Genomic DNA, 15,131 nt, shown 5'->3' on the forward strand with positions numbered 1-15,131 from the left:
TCACCTGGGCGCCCGCGGGCCGGCGCCTGGCTCGCCGCCTACTTCGACGGCCCCGTCCGGGAGATCGGCGGGGACCGCTGCGGCGGCACCGACCCCGGTATGCGCTGCGGATTCGGCATCCGCCGCGGCCGGACCGTCGCCTACGCCGCGCAGTGCGGCACCGCGACCCGCCCGGCGGGCTACCGCACAGCCACCCGGCTGGTCTCTCTCGCCGACGCCCTCGGTATCCCGGTCCTCACCCTCATCGACACACCCGGCGCCGCCAACGACGCCGAAGCGGAGCGCTCAGGAGCCGGATCCGCCATCGGCGGTCTCTTCCTCGCCATGGCCACCGCCCGTGTACCGCTGACCTCGCTCCTCATCGGCGAGGGCGGCTCCGGCGGCGCACTCGCGCTGGCCGCGCCGGGCAACACCTGGGCCACACCCGAGAGTTACTTCTCGGTCATCGCGCCGGAGGCCGCCGCCGCCATCCTCAAACGGCATCCGGACCGCATCGCGGAAACCGCCGACCAGCTGCGTCTGCGCCCCCACGATCTGGTGGAGCTGGGCATCGTACGCGGGGTGGTGAGCCTCGGCCGGAAGCCCTGAACGCGGGGCCGCACGCGCCCCTTGCTCACCTCGTACGCGCCAATCGCCGCGCACCCCTTGACACGTTTCCATTCATCCGTGAGCCTACTTGAAACTTGCTATTCATGGCGTGGACAGGGGCGCGCAGCGGGCGTTCGCCGTCTGCCGTCCTGGGCCTGACCGCACGTGGGCGGGCGCCGGGAAAGACAACTTCCACGAGGATGGGACCTGAGTGGGACGATGCCCGAAAACAAGCTAGCTCCAGTTCCGGTGGCGGATCCGGGACTCGTCCCCTTCGACGACGCGCCCCTCAATAGATTCCACATCAAGATCACCGCGCTCACCTTCGGTGCCAACTTCTCCGACGGTTATCAACTGGGCGTCATCGGGATCGCGTTGACGCTCATCAAGCCGCAGATGGGATTCGGTTCCGCCTGGGAGGGGCTGCTCGGGGCATCGGCGCTCATCGGGATCTTCCTCGGCAGTATCACCCTCGGCTGGCTGGCGGACCGCATCGGGCGCCAGCAGCTCTACATGCTGAACTTCGTCCTGATCACCCTGGCGTCGGTCGCGCAGTTCTGGGCAGGCGGGCCCGCGGAACTCTTCGTCCTGCGGCTCCTCATCGGTATCGGCATCGGAGCCGACTACGCCATCGGCCCGACACTCGTCGCCGAATTCTGTCCCCGGCGCCACCGCGGCTTTCTGCTGGCCTCGCTCACCGCCATGTGGACGATCGGGTACATCTGCTCCTTCTTCTTCGGCAACTACCTCATCGACCAGGGCGGCGACGCCTGGCGGTGGCTGCTGGCGAGCAGCGCGCTCCCCGCTCTGGTGGTCCTGCTGATGCGGATCGGCACCCCGGAGTCGCCCCGCTGGCTGATCAGCAAGGGGCGGGTCGAAGAGGCCCGCGCCGTCGTGGAGAAGTACATCGGCCGGCATGTGGACTTCGCCTCCATCGCGGCCGAGCCCGGCACCGAGAAGGCGCCGCCGGCCTCCTACCGCGGACTGTTCAGCGCCGAGCAGTGGCGCAAGACCGCCTTCGGTGTCCTCTATTACAACTGCCAGGTCATTCCGTACTTCGCCATCTACACGTTCCTGCCCATCGTCATGGCCAAGTTCGGCCTCAAGGGCGGATTCCTCGGTGACGGGCTGCTGAACGTATTCCTGTTGCTCGGCAGCATCGCGGGACTCTGGTTCGTCGCACGGTTCTCGCGCCGCGGATTCGTGATCGGGTCCTTCGTCGTGATGGCCGTCGCGCTGGGCCCCATGGGTGTCTGGCCCGGAGCGCCGAAGCTTCTGCTCTTCGTTCTCTTCCTGGTCTTCACCTTCATGATGTCGGCCTCGTCCAATCTCGACCAGGTCTATCCCCCGGAGCTCTTCTCGACGGGGCTGCGCAGTTCCGGTGTCGGACTGCTCAACGGACTCAGCCGGATAGGCTCGGCCGCGGGCACCTTCCTGCTGCCGATGAGCATCGACCATCTCGGCTTCTCGCCGTCCATGACCATCCTCAGTGTGTTCCTGGTGCTCGGCGCGGTGGTCTCCTTCGCCTGGGCACCCGAGACGTCCGGAATGACCCTGGACTGAGCCTGCCTGCCTGCCTGCCTGCCTGCCCGCACAGCGCCGCGCCGCTCGTTACGGTGTCCGCTATGTGCAGAGGATCGAAGAATCCGGAGCAGAAGATTCCGGAGCAGGGGCGGCCCTGGCAGTACAAGGCGGCCGCGTTCACCTTCGCGGTCGGCATGGCCGGGACCACGCTCCCCACCCCGCTGTACGGGCTGTATCAGGAGCACATCGGTTTCTCGTCGCTGATGGTGACAGTCATCTACGCGACGTACGCGGCCGGCGTCATCGCGGTGCTCGTCCTGGCGAGCAACTTCTCCGATCTGCTCGGCCGCCGCCCGGTGCTCCTGGCGGCGCTCGGGCTCTCGGCGGCGAGCGGGCTGTGCTTCGTCCTGGAGGGCGGGCTGCCGCTGCTGTTCACCGGCCGGGTGCTGTCCGGGCTGTCCGCCGGACTGTTCACCGGCACCGCCACCGTCTTCGTGATGGAACTGGCGCCGGAGGACCGGCGCGGCCGGGCCGGCTTCGCGGCGACCGCGGCGAACATGGGCGGCCTGGGGTGCGGCCCGCTGTTGGCCGGGCTCCTGGCCGCCTACGCACCCTGGCCGCTGAGGCTGCCGTACCTCGTCCATCTGGGGCTGCTCGTGGTGGCGGTCTCGCTGACGCTCCCGCTGCCCGAGACCGTCCCGCGCCGGCAGCCGCGCCCGGCGCTGCGGCCCCGGCTCCCGCACGTACCCCAGGAGGTACGCCGGGTGTTCGTGCCCGCCGCGCTGGCGGCGTTCGCGGGCTTCTCCATGTTCGGGCTCTTCACATCGGTCGCGCCCAGCTTCATGGCCAGGACACTGGGCGTGCACGACCTCGCGGTCTCCGGAGCTGTCGTCTTCTCGGCATTCGCGGCCTCCACCGTCGGCCAGCTGGCGATGCCCCGGGTCGGCGCCGGGCGGGCGCTGCCGGTGGGATGTTTCGTACTGGTGGTCGGCATGGTGTTCATCGGCTGCTCACTGCTCTTCACCTCGCTGCCGCTGCTGGCGGTGGGCGCGGTGGTGTCCGGGCTCGGCCAGGGGCTGTCGTTCCGGGCCGGGATGGCCGCGGTGAGCAGCCGGGCGCCGCAGGACCGGCGCGGCGAGACCACTTCGGCCTACTTCGTGGTGGCCTATCTGGGTATCTCACTGCCGGTGATCGGAGTCGGCGCGCTCTCCCTCGCGATCGGCCTCCGCGACGCCGGTCTGGTCTTCGCCGCCTGTGTGGTGGTGTTCGCCGCGGTGGTCGGCGGCTGGCTGCTGCACCACCTGGCCACGGAGCCCATCGGGACCGGGTGACGGCGGGGTTCGGCTCCGGTGAGTGGCGGCCCGCGCCCTGGACCAGGAAGCCTCCGGCAGCAGCTCGGTACGTCCTGGTACGGTGCCGGGCGGCGCGGCGTGAATCAAGGGAGAGACACACCATGACAGCGGTTCGGACCGTCACACTGCCCTCCGGGACCCAGGTGCCCGCTCTGGGGCAGGGCACCTGGTACATGGGGGACGACCGATCGCGGCGCGCCGGTGAACTCGCCGCGCTGCGGCGCGGAATCGATCTGGGCATGACACTGATCGACACGGCGGAGATGTACGGGAGCGGCGCCGCCGAAGAACTCGTCGGCGAGGCGATCCGCGGCCGCCGTGACGAGGTCTTCCTGGTGAGCAAGGTGCTGCCGTCCAACGCCGACGCCCGCGGCACCGTCGACGCCTGCCGCGCGAGCCTGCGCCGCCTCGGCACCGACCGGATCGACCTGTATCTGCTGCACTGGCGCGGCGGCGTACCCTTCGCCGAGACCGTCGAGGCTTTCGAGTCGCTGGTGGCGGACGGCAGCATCGGCTCCTGGGGTGTCAGCAACCTCGACGTCGACGATCTGGCCGACCTGCCCGCCGGTGCGCGCCCCCAGACGGACCAGGTCCTCTACAACCTCACCCGGCGCGGCCCCGAGTACGCCCTCTTCCCCCGGTGCAGGGAGCTGTCCGTGCCGGTCATGGCGTACTCACCGGTCGAGCAGGGCCGTCTGCTGGGGCACGAGGCGCTGGGCGCCGTTGCTTCCGCCCACGGCAAGACCCCGGCTCAGGTGGCGCTGGCCTGGGTGCTGCGGCACGAGGACGTCATCGCCATCCCCAAGGCGTCGTCCCTCGCGCACGTCGAGGAGAACAGGGCCGCGCTCGACCTGCGCCTCACCGACGACGACCTCCGGACGCTGGACGCCGCCTTCCCTCCGCCCGTGCGGAAGGAACCGCTGGACATCCTCTGAGGCCGGGGCGGCCGGGCCTGGTCACCGCGGGGTGCCGTCGGCCGGGGTGCTGCCCGCCGGGGCGCTGAGGAGGGAGTGGGCGAGCGTACTGAATGCCGTGACGAGGCGGCCGCGGTCCGCGGCACGTACGGCCAGGACGACGTGGCTGGGCTCGACATCGCGGAGGGGAACGGCCGCGAGGTAGGGGCGGCTGCGGCCGCCCGTGTCCGGCACGATCGCCACGGCCCCTCCGGAAGCGATGAGTTCGAGCTTGTCCTCCAGGTCCTCGGCCAGGGGGCCGTCGGGCGCGCGGCTGCCGTCGGGCCGGGGATCGATGCGCCAGAAGGCGTCCCGGGCCGGGTCACTCCCCCGGATCATGGGCTCGTCGGCGAAATCAGCCAGAGTGACTGATTCCCTGCCCGCAAGACGGTGGTCGACGGGGACCACGAGCACCCGCGGTTCCTCGTGGAGGACCGTCACCCGCAGCTTTGCGATCTCCAGCGGCAGCCGGGTGACCACGGCGTCCACCCGGCCGTCCAGCAGCGCGTGACGCACATCGTCCCAGGGCAGGTGCGCGGTGTTCACCTCGGCGTCCGGATGCCGGCGACGCAGCTCGCGCACCGCGGGGGTGATGATGATGTTCGCTGTGTAGCCGATGGTGATGCGGCTGGGCTCGGCCGCTGCCCGGGTGAGAGCGGCGGTCCTGGCCGCGGTGCGCAACAGCGTTCTGGCGCCGGGCAGGAAGACCTCGCCCGCCTCCGTGAGCCGGCTGCCCTGCGGCGTACGGTCCAGCAGCCGGGCCCCCAGCTGCTGTTCGAGGCGGCGGATCTGCCGGCTCAGCGAGGGCTGGGTGAGATGCAGTGCCTCGGCGGCCCGGGCGAAGGTCCGGTGCTCGGCGAGGACGACGAAATACCGCAGCAGCCGAAGGTCGAGGTCTGCGGGGGGAGATGCGTCCGGCATCCCTGGAGCGTAACCCCGAAGATCCGGTGGTTCACCCTGAGCCCCGCAGTGAACTGGAGTGATGCCTTTTACGTATGGCGGATTACGGCGTGGGCCTTGGACGCGGAGCCGCGCACCTTCCTAGCGTGCAGGCACCGGTTCGACTTCCGTCACACGGGAGACCGCGCCGGCCTCGCAGCGCACCCAAGGAGAACAGCATGTCCGCACCCGCAGCTCTGATCACCGGTGGAACCAGCGGAATCGGCAGGGCGACCGCCGAACTGCTCCACGAACGCGGCTACCGGGTGATGGTCACCGGACGCGACAGCGTTGCCGAAGCGGAGCAGAACCTGCCGCCGGAGATCGCCGTGGTACGCGCCGACGCACGCTCGCTGACCGATATCGACCACGCCATCGACCGGGCCGGGCAACGGCTCGGCACACTGGACGTGCTCTTCCTCAACGCCGGGATCTCACGGGTGAAGTCGCTGGCGGCCACGGATGAGGCGGACTTCGACGCCCTCTTCGACATCAACGTCAAGGGCACCTTCTTCACGCTGCAGAAAGCCCTTCCGCTGCTCAACGACGGTGCGTCCGTCATCCTCACCATCGGCGCCGGCACCGGGATCGGGGCGCCCGCCATGGTGGCGGCCAAAGGCGCGCTGCTGCCCTTGATGCGGGCAGCGGCCCTGGAACTCGCGCCGCGCCGGATCCGTGTCAACGCCGTCAGCCCAGGAGCCATCGACACCCCGGCCTACAGCCGTCTGGGTATCTCACGGGAGACCCTGGATTCCTGGGGCGAGAGCATCCCGCTCGGACGGGTCGGCCTGCCCACCGACATCGCCGAAGCAGTGGCCTTCCTCGCCTCGGACGCCGCCGGCTACATCACCGGGGACAACCTCGTCGTGGGCGGCGGCACGGGAGTCGGTGTCTGAACACCGTACGTGCAAGGGGAGTTGCGGGTGCGCCGCCGCGGCCGCAGCCTGGCGGCGCACCTCACCCTCGCCGGACGGTCCGCACGCTACGCCGGTGGTGGCTGGAAGCCGCCGATCCTGTCCTCCAGCAGTTCGGCCAGCCGCAGCGGGGTGCGGTCCTCGAACATCGGGCCGATGAGCTGCACACCCACCGGCAGGCCCTCGGGAGAACGGCCCGTCGGCACGGCGGTGGCGGGCAGACCGGGCATGGTGGGCAGCCCGGCCCACACGAGCTGGTCGAAGTACGGGTAGTCGGCGCCGTCGATGCCGATCCGGCGCGCCTCCAGCGCGGGGCTGTGGTCGTGGGGGAACGCGGGCGTCGGAGTGATGGGACACACCACGGCGTCGAACCCGGCGAAGAGCTGCCGCCAGCTGTGGCGGTGCACCTCGCGACGGCTGTCGGCCTCCATCCAGTCGCGGTGGCTGAACACCATGCCGCGCAGCCGCGCCGCACCGAGACTCCGGTCGTCCGCGCTCAGTCCGGCGGCGCGGGCCCGCAGCTGATCGAGCGCCTCGACGGGGAAACGCGCGACGGTGCTCGAAAACAGCAACTGCGTGTAGAGCACGGCGGCTTCGGCCAGATCGGGCAGCAGCGGACTGTGCCGTTCGACGTGGGCGCCACCGTCGACAAGCGCGTCGGCCACCCGGTTCACACCCGCCCGTACCTCGGCCCCGGTGGGAATGAGCGGATGGTCTTCGAGGACGAGTACCCGGAAGTCACCGAGCCGTTCGTGACGCGCGGGCGGCAGCCGCACGTCGTACGCCACACCGGAGGTCAGCGGGTCGGGTCCGGCCATCACATCGAGCAGGAGCGTGAGGTCGCGGGCGCTGCGCGCCATGGGCCCGACGACGGCGAGGTCGAGGCTGACCGGCAGTGCGGGCGCGCCCGGCGGAACCATGCCGCGGTTCGCCACCAGCCCGAGGGTCGGCTTGTGTGCGTAGACACCGCAGAAGTGCGCGGGGGTGCGCAACGAACCGGCGAGGTCGGACCCGATGGACAGCGCGCCGAACCCGGACGCCAGGGCCGCCGCCGATCCGCCGGATGACCCGCCCGACGTACGCCCTTGGTCCCAGGGGTTGTTGGTGGTTCCGTAGATGTCGTTGAAGCTCTGTATGTCCTGCAGCCCAAGCGGCACATTGGTCTTCCCGAGCACCACAGCACCCGCGTCCTTGAGCCGCGACACCTGCACCGCGTCCTCGGCCGGCAGGTGGTCCCGCTGCGCGGGCATGCCCCAAGTCGTGGGCAGTCCAGCGATGTTGTAGCACTCCTTGACCGTCACCGGAATGCCGAGCAGCGGCCCGTCCGCACCACGGGCACGGGCCTCGTCGGCGCCGCGCGCGGCGGCCCGTGCCCGGTCGAAGTCCGGCACACAGATCGAGTTGATCGCTTTGTCGTCCCGTTCGATACGGGCTATCGCATCGTCGGTCAGTTCTGCCGAGGTCACGTCACCGGCACGCAGAGAAGCCCGGAGTTGCCCGGCCGTCGCGAAATTCCACTTCATGAACCGGACCGTACCGGGAGCCCGGGATCGCCACAGAATGCCGTTTCGCGCAATGGGGCGGACGCCTCGATCCCGGCCAGCGGTCAGGTCAGGAGCGGCAGGTCCAGTCGGCCCGCGAGGTCGTCGACGGTGGGGCCGAACGTCTCCCGCACCGTGACACCTCGCGGCGTGATGTCGAAAACGGCGAGGTCGGTGTAGACACGGTCGACACAGGCCAGCCCGGTCAGCGGGTAGGTGCACCCCGATACGAGCTTGGGCACGCCGGTCTTGGTGAACAGCGTCATCATGACGAAGACCTTCTTGGCTCCGATCGCCAGGTCCATCGCTCCGCCGACGGCGGGGATGGCGTCCGGCGCGCCGGTGTGCCAGTTGGCGAGGTCCCCCGCCGCGGATACCTGGAAAGCTCCCAGGACACAGATGTCCAGGTGGCCGCCGCGCATCATGGCGAAGGAGTCGGCGTGGTGGAAGTACGCCGCTCCGGGGAGCTCGGTCACGGGGACCTTGCCGGCGTTGGTGAGGTCGGGGTCGATCGCGTCGCCCTGGGCGGCGGGGCCCATGTTGAGCAGGCCGTTCTCGGTGTGGAGTACGACACCGGAGTCGGCCGGCAGATGGTCGGCGACGAGCGTCGGCTGGCCGATGCCGAGGTTGACGAAGGCGCCCTGCGGGATGTCCCGGGCGATGAGCGCGGCGATGTCGTGCTTGCCCAGGGGACGCCGCTCGGCGTCCACGGAGGTCCGGTCGGGGTTCATGCGCTTGCCTCCTGCAGCACGCGGTCGACATAGATACTCGGCGTCACCACGGATTCCGGGTCGATCATGCCGGTGTCGACCACTTCACGGACCTGCGCGATCACGGTGGTCGCCGCGGTGGCCATGACGGGCCCGAAGTTGCGGGCGGTCTTCCGGTAGACGAGATTGCCCATACGGTCGGCCCGGTGGGCGCCGATCAGCGCGACATCGCCCCTGATCGGATACTCCAGCACATGGGTACGGCCGTCGATGACACGGGTCTCCTTGCCCTCGGCCAGCAGGGTCCCGGCTCCGGTGGGGCAGAAGAACGCCCCGATCCCGGCTCCGGCCGCCCGCATCCGCTCCGCGAGACTGCCCTGCGGTACGACTTCCAGCTCGATGTCGCCCGCCCGGTAGAGACCGTCGAAGACGTAGGAGTCGGCCTGCCGGGGGAAGGAGCAGATGACCTTGCGGACCCGCCCCTTCGCCAGCAGCGCGGCGAGGCCGGAGTCGCCGTTTCCGGCGTTGTTGGACACGACGGTCAGGTCCTTGGCGCCCTGCCGGATGAGCCCGTCGATCAGTTCCACGGGCATACCGGCCATCCCGAAGCCGCCGACGAGGACGGTGGAGCCGTCCTGGATCCCGGCGACCGCCTCGTCGGCGTGAGCACACAGTCGTACGGTCATCGGTGCGCCTCCGTGACGTTCTCCAGGACCACGGCGAGCGCCTGGCCGACTCCGATACAGATGGCGGCGAGGCCCCACCGTTCGCCGGACTCCTCCAGCCGGTGGGCCAGGGTCCCCAGCAGCCGGCCGCCGGACGCGCCCAGCGGATGACCGAGAGCGAGGGCGCCGCCCTTGGTGTTGACGATCGAAGGATCGATCTTCCAGGCGTCCACACAGGCCAGTGCCTGCACGGCGAACGCCTCGTTGAGCTCGACCGCGGAGAGGTCCGCCCAGGTGATGCCGGCACTCTTCAGGGCCAGGTTCGCCGCCTCCACCGGCGCGAAGCCGAACAGCTGCGGATCCAGCGCGAACACCCCGCGCCCCGCGATACGGGCCAGCGGGTCCGCGCCGATGCGCGCCGCGGCGGCCCGCGAGCCCAGGAGCACGGCCGACGCGCCGTCGCTCAGCGGCGAGGCATTGCCTGCCGTGATCACCCCGTCGGTACGGAACGACGGCTTGAGCCCGGCGAGTGCGGCGACCGTGGATCCGGGCCTGATGCCCTCGTCCCTGGCCAGGGTGTTCCCCTTGCGGTCCACCGTGACCGGCACCACCAGGTCGTCGTAGAAACCGGCCGACCAGGCAGCATCGGCCAGTTCGTGGGAGCGGACGGCGAACTCGTCCTGCCGCTCCCGCGGTATCGAGAAGCGCTCGGCGAGCTGCTCGTTGGCCTCCCCCAGGGAGACCGACCACTCCTTCGGCATCCGTTCGTTCACGAGCCGCCACCCCAGCGTGGTGGAGACAGCGGTCACGTCCCTGGTGGGATAGGCCCGGTCAGGTTTCGGCAACACCCATGGAGCCCGGCTCATCGACTCCACACCGCCGGTCAGCACGATGTCCGCGTCGCCCGTCTCGATGGTGCGCGAGGCGATCATCGCCGCGTCGAGCGAGGAACCGCACAGCCGGTTCACGGTCGTGGCGGGAACCGAGGTGGGCAGACCGGCCAGGAGAACGGCCATCCGGCCGACATTGCGGTTCTCCTCGCCCGCGCCGTTGGCGTTTCCCCAGACGACATCGCCGATCCCGCCCGGATCGAGCGCGGGGACCCTGGCCAGGACGCCGCGCACGGCCAGCGCCGCGAGGTCGTCCGGCCGTGTCCCGGCGAGGGCCCCGGAGAACCGCCCGAAGGGTGTCCTTGCTGCTGCATACACGAAGCTGTCGGTCACACAGGCACGGTAGGTCCGCGGGCTTCATCACGTCCAAGACTTGGTTGTTCTCCATTTATAAGCTGGCCTTATCAGTCCTTGTAAACTGATGTCCATGGAACTCCGCCAGGTCCGTTACTTCCTCGCGCTCGCCGAAGAGTGCCACTTCGGGCGTGCGGCGGCCCGCCTGCACGTCGCCCAGCCCGCCCTGTCCCAGCAGATCAAACAGCTGGAGCGCGAACTGGGCATCCCCCTGTTCGACCGGTCGACCCGGCGCGTGGAACTCACCGAGGCGGGGCGCCGGCTGACCGGATACGCTCGCACGCTGCTCGCCGAGGAGGAACGCGCCCGGGCCCATATGACGGAGCTCGCCACCGGTCACGCGGGCCGCGTCTCCGTCGGCTTCATCGGGACCGCCACCTACGACGTACTCCCGCGCGTCGCCCGCACCGTCCGGGCCCGACTGCCCGGTATCACCTTGGACCTGCGCGGTGAGCTGCTGGCGCCGCAGCTCCTGGACGGCCTGGTCGACGGCACCTACGACCTCGCGGTCTTCCGCCCGGGCGCCGCCACCGAAGGGGTGAGCATCACGCCGCTGCGCACCGAACCCCTGATGGCGGTCCTGCCCGCCCACCATCCGCTGGCCGCGAGCCGGCGGATCCCACTGGCCTCGCTGGCCGGTGAGCCCTTCGTCATCCACCCCGCACAGGCGCGGTCCGCCATGTACGACCGTGTCCTGTCGGCCTGCGCCCGGGCAGGCTTCCAGCCCTCGCCCCTGGTGGAAGTCGGCGAGACCGCCACCCTGGTCGTCCTCGTGGCCGCCGGACACGGAGTCGCACTCGTACCGGAGTCGGTGCAGAGCCTGCGGCTCGACGGCGTCACCTATGTGCCGCTCGCCGAGACGGAGACCGTCGACCTCGTCCTGGGCCGCCGTGCCGACCGGGACTCGCCCTCCGTGCGGCAGGTGGCCTCGGTCATCGAGGAGTGCGTGGACGCCTAGACGGCGGAGCCGCTCCACACGCGGCTCCTTCGCCGCCCCGCACACCGCGGACCGGGTTGAATGGATTCAAATGGATCCCGGCGAAGCGTCGCGGATCCGCAAGTGGCGGTCAACCCCTTCGCGTTACAGCGGAATGTCTTGACGGACTTCTCTCGCGCAGGCCATGTTTGAGTCGTTTCAATCCGTACTCCAACCCCTGCCCCGCAACAGGGAAACAGACGGGCCGGGGCGCCAGGACCCCGTTCGTACCCACCCCTCACCCCGTAAGGACGTGCTCATGGCCTTCGCCACCACCCCTTCCCAGGACCTGCTGGCCCGCTCGCACCGGCTCGGCGCCGACCCGCGCAACACCAACTACGCGGGCGGCAACACCTCCGCGAAGGGACCCGGCACCGACCCGGTGACCGGCGGTGAGGTCGAGCTGATGTGGGTCAAGGGTTCGGGCGGCGACCTCGGTACGCTTACCGCCGACGGCCTCGCCGTGCTCCGCCTGGACCGGCTGCGGGCGCTCAAGGACGTGTACCCGGGCGTGCGGCGCGAGGACGAGATGGTCGCCGCCTTCGACTACTGCCTGCACGGCAAGGGCGGCGCGGCCCCGTCCATCGACACCGCCATGCACGGCCTGGTGGACGCGGCACACGTCGACCATCTGCACCCCGACTCGGGGATCGCCCTCGCCTGCGCCGCGGACGGCGAGAAGCTGACCGCCGAGTGTTTCGGCGCGCGTGTGGTGTGGGTGCCGTGGCGGAGGCCCGGTTTCCAGCTCGGGCTCGACATCGCGGCCGTCAAGGAGGCCAACCCGCAGGCGATCGGCTGTGTCCTGGGCGGTCACGGCATCACCGCGTGGGGTGCCACCTCGCAGGAGTGCGAGCGGAACGCACTGCACATCATCCGCACGGCGGAGACGTTCCTGGCCGAGCACGGCAGGGCGGAGCCGTTCGGACCCGTGGTGGAGGGCTACGAGGCCCCGCCCGCCGGCCGGCGCAGGGAGCGGGCAGCCCAGCTCGCCCCGGTGATCAGGGGGCTCGCCTCCCAGGACCGGCCGCAGGTGGGCCACTTCGACGACTCCGAGACCGTCCTCGACTTCCTCGCGGGCGCGGAGCACCCGAGGCTCGCGGCCCTCGGCACCTCCTGCCCCGACCACTTCCTCCGTACGAAGGTCAGGCCGCTGGTCCTCGATCTGCCGCCGTCCGCCCCGCTCGACGAGGCGGTCGCCAGGCTCAGGGAACTGCACGCCGCGTACCGCGAGGAGTACGCCGCCTACTACGCCCGGCACGCCGAGCCCGGCTCACCGGCCATGCGGGGCGCGGACCCCGCGATCGTGCTCGTCCCCGGTATCGGCATGTTCTCCTTCGGCAAGGACAAGCAGACCGCGCGGGTGGCGGGCGAGTTCTACGTCAACGCGATCAATGTGATGCGCGGAGCCGAGGCCGTTTCGACGTATGCGCCGATCGAGGAGTCCGAGAAGTTCCGCATCGAGTACTGGGAGCTGGAAGAGGCGAAGCTCCGGCGGATGCCGGAGCCCAAGCCGCTCGCGACCCGGGTGGCCCTGGTGACGGGCGCGGGCAGCGGGATCGGCAAGGCCGTGGCGCACCGGCTGGTGGCGGAGGGCGCCTGTGTGGTGGTCGCGGATCTGAACGGTGACAGCGCCGCTGCCGTGGCCGATGAACTGGGCGGCCCCGACAAGGCCGTGGCGGTGACCGTCGACGTGACGTCCGAGGAGCAGATCGCCGACGCCTTCAGGGCCGCGACGCTGGCGTTCGGCGGCGTCGACCTGGTGGTCAACAACGCGGGCATCTCCATCTCCAAGCCCCTGCTGGAGACGACGGCGCGCGACTGGGACATCCAGCACGACATCATGGCGCGCGGCTCGTTCCTCGTCTCACGTGAGGCGGCCCGGGTGATGACGGCGCAGTCCCTCGGCGGCGACATCGTCTACATCACCTCCAAGAACGCGGTGTTCGCAGGCCCGAACAACATCGCGTACTCGGCGACGAAGGCCGACCAGGCCCACCAGGTACGGCTGCTCGCGGCGGAACTGGGCGAGCACGGGATCCGGGTGAACGGTGTGAACCCGGACGGCGTCGTACGCGGCTCGGGGATCTTCGCCGGCGGCTGGGGCGCGCAGCGCGCGGCGACGTACGGGATCGAGGAGGAGAAGCTCGGCGAGTTCTACGCCCAGCGCACCCTCCTCAAGCGTGAGGTGCTCCCCGGGCATGTGGCGAACGCGGTGTTCGCGCTCACGGGCGGGGATCTGACGCACACCACCGGGCTGCACATCCCGGTGGACGCGGGCGTCGCGGCGGCCTTCCTGCGCTGAACGCGGCCCGCCCCTGCCACGGCGGACGCGCACGGCAACCGCACCACGCCGCACAACAAGACGCCGCACCACCGCACCGCGCGCCCGCCACGCCGCGCCCGCCGCCCCCCCCCGACCATCCCGCCCGCGAGGACCCCCCGTGCCACCCACCGACTCCCTGACCTTCGCCGCCGTCGACCTCGGCGCCTCCAGCGGGCGCGTCATGACCGTCAGGGCGGGGCCGGACGTACTGGACCTGACCGAGGCCCACCGCTTCCCCAACCGCCCCGTACGGACCGGTGACACCCTGCACTGGGACGTGCTGTCCCTGTACGCGGGGGTGCTCGACGGGCTGCGGGCCGCGGGGCAGGTCACGTCCGTCGGCATCGACAGCTGGGCGGTCGACTACGGCCTGCTCGACGCGGACGGCGCACTGCTCGGCAACCCGGTGCACTACCGCGACAGCCGTACGGACGGCGTCGCGGAGCAGGTGTGGCGGACGGTGCCGGCCGCGGAGCTGTACGCGGCGACCGGGCTGCAGCACGCCCCCTTCAATACGCTCTACCAGCTCGTGGCCGCCCAGGGGAGCCGTCAACTGGCATCGGCCGAGCGGGTGTTGCTCGTCCCCGACCTGCTGACGTACTGGCTGACCGGCAGGCCCGGCACCGAACTCACCAACGCCTCCACCACACAGCTCATCGACCCGCGTACCGGTGACTGGGCGTACGGCGTCGCCGAGCGGCTCGGCATCGACCTCGGGATGTTCGCCCCACTGCGCAGGCCCGGCGACCCGGCGGGGGAGCTGCTGCCGCACGTCCTGGAGGAGACCGGTCTGACCGGGCCGGTTCCGGTGACCGCGGTCGGCTCGCACGACACCGCGTCCGCCGTGGCCGCGGTGCCCGCCACGGCCGGGCGCTTCGCGTACATCTGCACCGGCACCTGGTCGCTCGCCGGCCTGGAGCTGGACGCACCCGTCCTGAGCGAGGCGAGCCGCGCCGCCAACTTCACCAATGAACTCGGCATCGACGGCACGGTCCGCTATCTGCGCAACATCATGGGTCTGTGGCTGCTCCAGGAGTGCCTGCGCGCCTGGGGCAGTCCGCAGCTGGCCCCGCTGCTCAGGGACGCGGGCGACGCCCCGCCGCTGAGATCGGTCGTCGACGCGGGGGACGTCGCGTTCCTCGCACCCGGCCGGATGCCCGAGCGGATCACGGCCGCCTGCCGGGCCACCGGGCAGCCCGGCCCGCGCACCCACGCCGAGACCGTGCGCTGCATCCTCGACTCGCTCGCACTCGCGCACCGCCGCACGATCGACGCCGCCGTACGGCTCGCCGGCCACCCGGTCGACACCGTGCACATCGTCGGAGGCGGAGCCCGCAACGCCCTGCTGTGCCAGCTGACCGCCGACGCCTGCGGCCTGCCGGTGGTGGCGGGGCCGGCCGAG

General features: G+C 70.8%; 13 protein-coding genes. 8 read left to right on the top strand and 5 right to left on the bottom strand.

Going from position 1 to position 15,131, the window contains the following annotated elements; genetic code table 11:
* The 4 genes from G3I19_RS26005 to G3I19_RS26020 all read left to right on the top strand — a co-directional run.
* Positions 1–588 (top strand): carboxyl transferase domain-containing protein (locus G3I19_RS26005; protein ID WP_275402778.1); only part of this gene is annotated, 588 nt, incomplete at its 5' end.
* Between the two features lie 249 nt (positions 589–837).
* Complete coding sequence (locus G3I19_RS26010) at positions 838–2,151, top strand: MFS transporter (protein WP_343235213.1); 1,314 nt, start codon at positions 838–840, stop codon at positions 2,149–2,151.
* Between the two features lie 62 nt (positions 2,152–2,213).
* A complete protein-coding gene (locus G3I19_RS26015; protein WP_164266139.1) occupies positions 2,214–3,443 on the top strand; it encodes an MFS transporter in 1,230 nt (409 codons plus the stop codon).
* 122 nt (positions 3,444–3,565) lie between these two features.
* Positions 3,566–4,399, top strand: a complete 834-nt coding sequence (locus tag G3I19_RS26020; RefSeq protein ID WP_164266140.1) for an aldo/keto reductase — start codon at positions 3,566–3,568, stop codon at positions 4,397–4,399.
* A gap of 21 nt (positions 4,400–4,420) precedes the next feature.
* On the opposite strand, the gene G3I19_RS26025 is transcribed toward G3I19_RS26020, so the two are convergent.
* Positions 4,421–5,338 carry a LysR family transcriptional regulator gene (locus G3I19_RS26025; protein WP_164266141.1) on the bottom strand — a complete coding sequence of 306 codons (918 nt, stop codon included), beginning with the start codon at positions 5,336–5,338 and terminating at the stop codon, positions 4,421–4,423.
* Between the two features lie 197 nt (positions 5,339–5,535).
* Here G3I19_RS26025 and G3I19_RS26030 point away from each other — a divergent pair, with 197 nt between their 5' ends.
* Entirely contained in the window at positions 5,536–6,252 is a 717-nt protein-coding gene (locus G3I19_RS26030) for an SDR family oxidoreductase (RefSeq protein ID WP_164266142.1), read from the top strand.
* Positions 6,253–6,338: 86 nt separating this feature from the next.
* On the opposite strand, the gene G3I19_RS26035 is transcribed toward G3I19_RS26030, so the two are convergent.
* From G3I19_RS26035 to G3I19_RS26050, 4 genes are all read right to left on the bottom strand, one after another.
* Positions 6,339–7,793: an amidase gene (locus G3I19_RS26035; protein ID WP_164266143.1), complete on the bottom strand. Its 1,455-nt coding sequence runs from the start codon at positions 7,791–7,793 to the stop codon at positions 6,339–6,341.
* A gap of 83 nt (positions 7,794–7,876) precedes the next feature.
* The gene (locus G3I19_RS26040) at positions 7,877–8,542 is read right to left on the bottom strand and encodes a 3-oxoacid CoA-transferase subunit B (RefSeq protein WP_164266144.1); all 666 of its coding nucleotides are present in this window, start codon (positions 8,540–8,542) and stop codon (positions 7,877–7,879) included.
* On the bottom strand, positions 8,539–9,207 hold the full coding sequence (locus G3I19_RS26045; protein ID WP_164266145.1) for a 3-oxoacid CoA-transferase subunit A: 669 nt from the start codon (positions 9,205–9,207) through the stop codon (positions 8,539–8,541). Before G3I19_RS26045 ends, G3I19_RS26040 begins: the two co-directional genes overlap by 4 nt.
* Positions 9,204–10,409 (bottom strand): thiolase family protein, encoded by a 1,206-nt coding sequence (locus G3I19_RS26050; protein WP_164266146.1) that lies wholly within the window; start codon positions 10,407–10,409, stop codon positions 9,204–9,206. Before G3I19_RS26050 ends, G3I19_RS26045 begins: the two co-directional genes overlap by 4 nt.
* A 94-nt stretch (positions 10,410–10,503) precedes the next feature.
* On the opposite strand from G3I19_RS26050, the gene G3I19_RS26055 reads away from it, so the two are divergent.
* From G3I19_RS26055 to G3I19_RS26065, 3 genes are all read left to right on the top strand, one after another.
* Positions 10,504–11,388 (top strand): LysR family transcriptional regulator, encoded by an 885-nt coding sequence (locus G3I19_RS26055; protein WP_164266147.1) that lies wholly within the window; start codon positions 10,504–10,506, stop codon positions 11,386–11,388.
* A 163-nt stretch (positions 11,389–11,551) separates the two neighbouring features.
* The gene (locus tag G3I19_RS26060) at positions 11,552–13,708 is read left to right on the top strand and encodes a bifunctional aldolase/short-chain dehydrogenase (RefSeq protein WP_275402779.1); all 2,157 of its coding nucleotides are present in this window, start codon (positions 11,552–11,554) and stop codon (positions 13,706–13,708) included.
* 202 nt (positions 13,709–13,910) lie between these two features.
* On the top strand, positions 13,911–15,131 hold a 1,221-nt coding region (locus G3I19_RS26065), incomplete at its 3' end, for a rhamnulokinase family protein (protein ID WP_164266149.1).

It is taken from the genome of Streptomyces sp. SID10853 (genome assembly GCF_010548145.1).
Lineage (GTDB): Bacteria > Actinomycetota > Actinomycetes > Streptomycetales > Streptomycetaceae > Streptomyces.

Bases quoted from the DNA above. Each gene is read 5' to 3' on its own strand.
- G3I19_RS26015 (WP_164266139.1), top strand. From the start codon at position 2,214: ATGTGCAGAGGATCGAAGAATCCGGAGCAGAAGATTCCGGAGCAGGGG.
- G3I19_RS26020 (WP_164266140.1), top strand. From the start codon at position 3,566: ATGACAGCGGTTCGGACCGTCACACTGCCCTCCGGGACCCAGGTGCCC.
- G3I19_RS26025 (WP_164266141.1), bottom strand. From the start codon at position 5,338: ATGCCGGACGCATCTCCCCCCGCAGACCTCGACCTTCGGCTGCTGCGG.
- G3I19_RS26030 (WP_164266142.1), top strand. From the start codon at position 5,536: ATGTCCGCACCCGCAGCTCTGATCACCGGTGGAACCAGCGGAATCGGC.
- G3I19_RS26035 (WP_164266143.1), bottom strand. From the start codon at position 7,793: ATGAAGTGGAATTTCGCGACGGCCGGGCAACTCCGGGCTTCTCTGCGT.
- G3I19_RS26040 (WP_164266144.1), bottom strand. From the start codon at position 8,542: ATGAACCCCGACCGGACCTCCGTGGACGCCGAGCGGCGTCCCCTGGGC.
- G3I19_RS26045 (WP_164266145.1), bottom strand. From the start codon at position 9,207: ATGACCGTACGACTGTGTGCTCACGCCGACGAGGCGGTCGCCGGGATC.
- G3I19_RS26055 (WP_164266147.1), top strand. From the start codon at position 10,504: ATGGAACTCCGCCAGGTCCGTTACTTCCTCGCGCTCGCCGAAGAGTGC.
- G3I19_RS26060 (WP_275402779.1), top strand. From the start codon at position 11,552: ATGTTTGAGTCGTTTCAATCCGTACTCCAACCCCTGCCCCGCAACAGG.